The organism is Isoptericola sp. NPDC057391, from assembly GCF_042668085.1.
Lineage (GTDB): Bacteria > Actinomycetota > Actinomycetes > Actinomycetales > Cellulomonadaceae > Isoptericola.
This window is the reverse complement of record NZ_JBHVBO010000258.1, coordinates 1-4,570: the sequence shown is the minus strand read 5'-3', so window position 1 is coordinate 4,570 and position 4,570 is coordinate 1. Positions and strand designations below refer to the sequence as shown.

Sequence of the window (4,570 nt, the reverse complement as noted above, 5' to 3'; positions counted from 1 at the left end):
TTGCGGCCTACTACGGCGCCGGGTTGCTGCGGTCTTCCGAGGGGTTGGGGGCCGGCTGACCCCCCCCGCAGGCCCCGGGTGGGGCCGTGTTCGAGTCCCTCGACGAGCCCGGCCGGCGGCCGTCACCAGCCGCACAGGCACTGCAAGGCAACGAGGAGAACGAGTGACCACCACCGTCAGCCCGCCCCCCCAGCGGGTGCCGGGCAGACCGCGCCGACGCCGGCGGACCACCGACCGCGGCTTCAACCGGGTCTTCCGCTGGATCGCCGTCGGCGCCGGCGTCCTGATCCTGGCGGTGCTGGCCGCCGTCGCGGTGTTCCTGCTGCAGCAGGCGTGGCCGGCCCTGACCGCCGGGTCGGACGAGCTGGCCGCGTCGGTGCCGCGCTACCCCGAGGACACGTCGCTGCTCGAGTACGTCGGACCGCTCGTGTTCGGCACGCTGCTCGCGGCGGCCCTGGCGCTCGCCATCGCGACGCCGGTCGCGATGGGGATCGCGCTGTTCATCTCGCACTACGCGCCGCCGCGGCTGTCCCAGGTGCTCGGCTACCTGGTCGACCTGCTGGCGGCCGTCCCCTCCGTGATCTACGGCCTGTGGGGCATCTACGTGCTGGGCCCGGCCGCGCTGCCGGTGTGGGACTGGCTGAACTCGTGGTTCGGCTGGTTCCCGCTCTTCGCCGGCCCCGTCTCGCCCACCTCCCGCGTGCTCGCGACCGTCTCCGTGGTGCTCGCGGTGATGATCCTGCCGATCATCACCGCCGTCGCCCGCGAGGTCTTCCTGCAGACGCCGAAGCTCCACGAGGAGGCGGCGCTCGCGCTCGGCGCGACGCGCTGGGAGATGGTCCGCACCGCGGTGCTGCCCTTCGGCCGGTCCGGCGTGATCTCGGCGGCGATGCTCGGCCTGGGCCGCGCGCTCGGCGAGACGATGGCGGTGCTGATGATCCTGTCGCCCGGGTTCCTGTACTCGTTCCGGATCCTCGACAGCTCCCAGCAGCAGACCATCGCCGCGTACATCGCGCTCGACTTCCCGGAGGCGAGCGGGCTCGCCGTGAACACGCTGATCGCCACCGGCCTCGTGCTGTTCGTCATCACGCTGGCCGTCAACATGGCCGCGCGCGCGATCGTGGCGCGCCGCAAGGAATTCTCGGGGGCCAACGGATGAGCACCGCCACCATCGACCCCGCCGGCCCCACGGGCCCCGCCGACGCCACCGCCCGCACCCGGGCCGCGCTGACCGGCGCCGACGGCGCCCGGCGCCGCAAGGACCGCACGATGACGGTCCTGATCTGGGCCGCGTTCGTCGTGGCCATGGCGCCGCTCGTCTCGCTGATCTGGACGGTGCTGAGCAACGGCGCCGGCCGCATCAGCATGGACTTCCTGACGCTGTCGATGCGCAACATCTTCGGCGGGGACCCGAGCGGCGGCATCTACCACGCCATCGCGGGCACGCTGATCATCACGGCGCTCGCCACGGTGATCTCGGTGCCGATCGGCCTGCTCACCGCGATCTACCTCGTCGAGTACGGCAAGGGCGCGCTGGCCCGCGCGGTCACCTTCTTCATCGACGTCATGACGGGCATCCCGTCGATCGTGGCGGGCCTCTTCGCCGTGTCCCTGTTCACCCTGATCCTCGGGCCGGGGGTGCGGATGGGCATCATCGGCGCGGTCGCGCTGTCGGTGCTGATGATCCCCGTGGTGGTGCGCTCCTGCGAGGAGATGCTCAAGCTCGTGCCGCACGAGCTGCGCGAGGCGTCGTACGCGCTGGGCGTGCCCAAGTGGCTGACCGTCGTCAAGGTCGTGCTGCGCACCTCGGTGGCGGGCCTCACCACCGGCATCCTGCTCGCCGTCGCCCGCGTCATCGGCGAGACGGCGCCCCTGCTCGTCACCGTCGGCGTCACCGACTCGATCAACTTCGACCCCTTCGAGGGCCGCATGATGACGCTCCCGGTCTTCGCCTACCGCCAGTACAGCCAGGGCCTGGCCACCTGCCCGGACGGCGCGTCGGCGGCCTGCGTGCCCGACATCGCGATCCAGAACGCGTGGGGCGCGGCCCTCGTGCTCATCGTCCTGGTGCTCGCCCTCAACCTCATCGGCCGGCTGGTGAACCGCTGGTTCTCCCCGAAGCTGCGCTGACCGCAGCCGCCGCCCGCCGCAGCCCACCAGAAAGAGACGCAACGATGGCACAGCGCATCGACGTGAAGGACCTCAACATCTACTACGGCGACTTCCTCGCCGTGCAGGACGTGTCGATGACGATCGACCCGAAGTCGGTGACGGCGTTCATCGGCCCCTCCGGGTGCGGCAAGTCGACCTTCCTGCGCACGCTCAACCGGATGCACGAGGTGATCCCCGGCGCCCGCGTGGAGGGCACCGTGGAGATGGAGGGCGTCGACCTGTACGGCGACGACATCGACCCGGTGGCCGTGCGCCGCAACGTGGGGATGGTCTTCCAGCGACCCAACCCGTTCCCGACCATGTCCATCCGTGACAACGTGCTCGCGGGCGTGCGGCTGAACAACCGCCGCATCAGCAAGGCGGACGCGGAGGAGCTCGTCGAGGGCTCGCTGCGCGGCGCGAACCTGTGGAACGAGGTCAAGGACCGCCTCGACCGGCCGGGCTCCGGCCTGTCCGGCGGGCAGCAGCAGCGCCTGTGCATCGCGCGCGCCATCGCGGTGAAGCCGCAGGTGCTGCTCATGGACGAGCCGTGCTCCGCGCTCGACCCGATCTCGACCCTCGCGATCGAGGACCTCATCGGCGAGCTGAAGCAGGACTACACGATCGTCATCGTGACCCACAACATGCAGCAGGCGGCGCGCGTCAGCGACCGGACGGCGTTCTTCAACATCGCCGGCACGGGCAAGCCCGGGCGCCTCATCGAGATGAACGAGACGTCGACGATCTTCTCGACCCCGGCCGAGCAGGCCACCGAGGACTACGTCTCCGGCCGCTTCGGGTGACGGGCGCCGCTCAGGGCACGGCGACGACTCCCGCGGGGAAGGCGGTGCCCGTGAGCGACTCGGAGACGTCCCACAGCCGGCGCGCGACGGCGACGTCCCGGGCCCGCGCCGACCGGCCGACGAGCGTCGGCGCCCCGCGTCCCTCGAGGAACCCGCTCGGCCCGGCGTAGCTGCCGCCCGGCACGTCCGCGAGGGCCGCGTAGAGGGTGGGCAGGGCGCCGTCCTCGGCGCTCTGCACGAGGGGTCCCGCCAGGCGGAGCAGCAGCCGCTGGACGCCGCGGCGCTCGCTCAGCAGGTGCGTGGCGGCCATCCCGGGATGGGCGGCGACGGCGACCACGGGCGACCCCGCCGCCGCGAGGCGGCGCTGGAGCTCCGCCGTGAACAGGAGGTTGGCGAGCTTCGACTGCCCGTAGGCCGCCATCGGCCGGTAGCGGCGACGCTCCCAGTTGAGGTCCTCGAGGTCGACGGCGCCGAACCGGTGCCCGCTCGAGGAGACGGTGACGACCCGGCCGCGCACCCTGGGCAGCAGCAGGTTCGTGAGCGCGAAGTGCCCGAGGTGGTTGGTGCCGAGCTGCAGCTCGAACCCGTCGGCGGTGCGCGTGAGCGGCGGCACCATCACCCCGGCGTTGTTGACGAGCACGTCGACGGGCTCGGCGAGGTCCGCGGCGAACGCCCGGACGGACGCGAGGTCGGCGAGGTCGAGCCGCCGGACGGCGACGTCGCCGGCCATCGCCCGGGCCGCGGCGCGCCCCCTGTCGACGTCGCGGACCGCGAGCACCACGCGTGCGCCGCGCGCGGCGAGCACCTCCGCGGTGACCCGGCCGATGCCGCTCGTGGCTCCGGTGACGACGACCGTCCGGCCGGACTGGGCGGGGATCTGGGCGAGCGTGAAAGTAGTCATGGTCTACAAAGTAGTCAGTGTCTACCGATGTGGTCAACGGCAACATGTCCCGGCTAGGCTCGGACGCGTGCCCGAGCCCGTCGACGAACGCCCCTACCATCACGGCAGCCTCCGTGCCGCCCTGCTCGACGCCGCGGAGCGCCGGCTGCGCGCGGACGGGGCCGACCGCCTCTCGCTGCGCGACCTTGCGCGCGAGGTCGGGGTCAGCCACGGGGCGCCCCGGCGGCACTTCGCCGACCGGCAGGCGCTCCTCGACGCGCTCGCGGAGTCCGGGTTCGGCCGCCTCGACCGCGCCCTGCGCGACGCGCTGGACGGGGCGGGCGACGGGTTCGAGCCGCGGCTGCGCGCGGGGGCGGCCGCCTACACCCGGTTCGCCACCGAGAACACCTCGCTGCTGGAGGTGATGTACGCCGGGAAGCATCGCCCCGGCGCGGACCGGATCCTCGCCGCGGCGGCGGAGCCGTTCGGGCGGCTGCACGCGCTGGTCGTGCAGGGGCGCGACGAGGGGCGGCTCGCCGGGGGCGACCTCGACCGGACGGCCACCGTCCTGCTCGCGACGCTCCAGGGGATCGCGGCGCTCGTCAACGGGGGCGTCGTCGGCCCGGAGCGACGTGACGGCCTCGTCGAGGCCGCCGTGGACCAGTTCCTGCACGGCGCCGGCCAGCGCTGACGCCGGGCGGGGACGACGAAGGGGCGGCCCGCAGCAGTGCTGCGG

The 4,570-nt window shown here is 73.0% G+C and carries 5 protein-coding genes; 4 read left to right on the top strand and 1 reads right to left on the bottom strand.

What is annotated here, in order from left to right; genetic code table 11:
* Positions 1-163: 163 nt before the first annotated feature.
* From pstC to pstB, 3 genes are read left to right on the top strand one after another with little or no spacing between them, the layout of a single operon-like run.
* Positions 164-1,159: a phosphate ABC transporter permease subunit PstC gene (gene pstC / locus ACFUVW_RS19785; RefSeq protein WP_430573006.1), complete on the top strand. Its 996-nt coding sequence runs from the start codon at positions 164-166 to the stop codon at positions 1,157-1,159.
* On the top strand, positions 1,156-2,130 hold the full coding sequence (gene pstA / locus ACFUVW_RS19780; RefSeq protein ID WP_430573005.1) for a phosphate ABC transporter permease PstA: 975 nt from the start codon (positions 1,156-1,158) through the stop codon (positions 2,128-2,130). The genes pstC and pstA overlap by 4 nt, the downstream gene beginning before the upstream one ends.
* Positions 2,131-2,174: 44 nt before the next feature.
* Positions 2,175-2,954 (top strand): phosphate ABC transporter ATP-binding protein PstB, encoded by a 780-nt coding sequence (gene pstB, locus ACFUVW_RS19775; RefSeq protein ID WP_430573004.1) that lies wholly within the window; start codon positions 2,175-2,177, stop codon positions 2,952-2,954.
* A 10-nt stretch (positions 2,955-2,964) separates the two neighbouring features.
* Here the strand turns inward: pstB and ACFUVW_RS19770 are convergent, their stop codons facing one another.
* Entirely contained in the window at positions 2,965-3,855 is an 891-nt protein-coding gene (locus ACFUVW_RS19770) for an oxidoreductase (protein WP_430573003.1), read from the bottom strand.
* A gap of 67 nt (positions 3,856-3,922) precedes the next feature.
* Between ACFUVW_RS19770 and ACFUVW_RS19765 the strand changes: the two genes are divergently transcribed.
* Complete coding sequence (locus ACFUVW_RS19765; protein WP_430573002.1) at positions 3,923-4,525, top strand: TetR/AcrR family transcriptional regulator; 603 nt, start codon at positions 3,923-3,925, stop codon at positions 4,523-4,525.
* Positions 4,526-4,570: the final 45 nt, after the last annotated feature.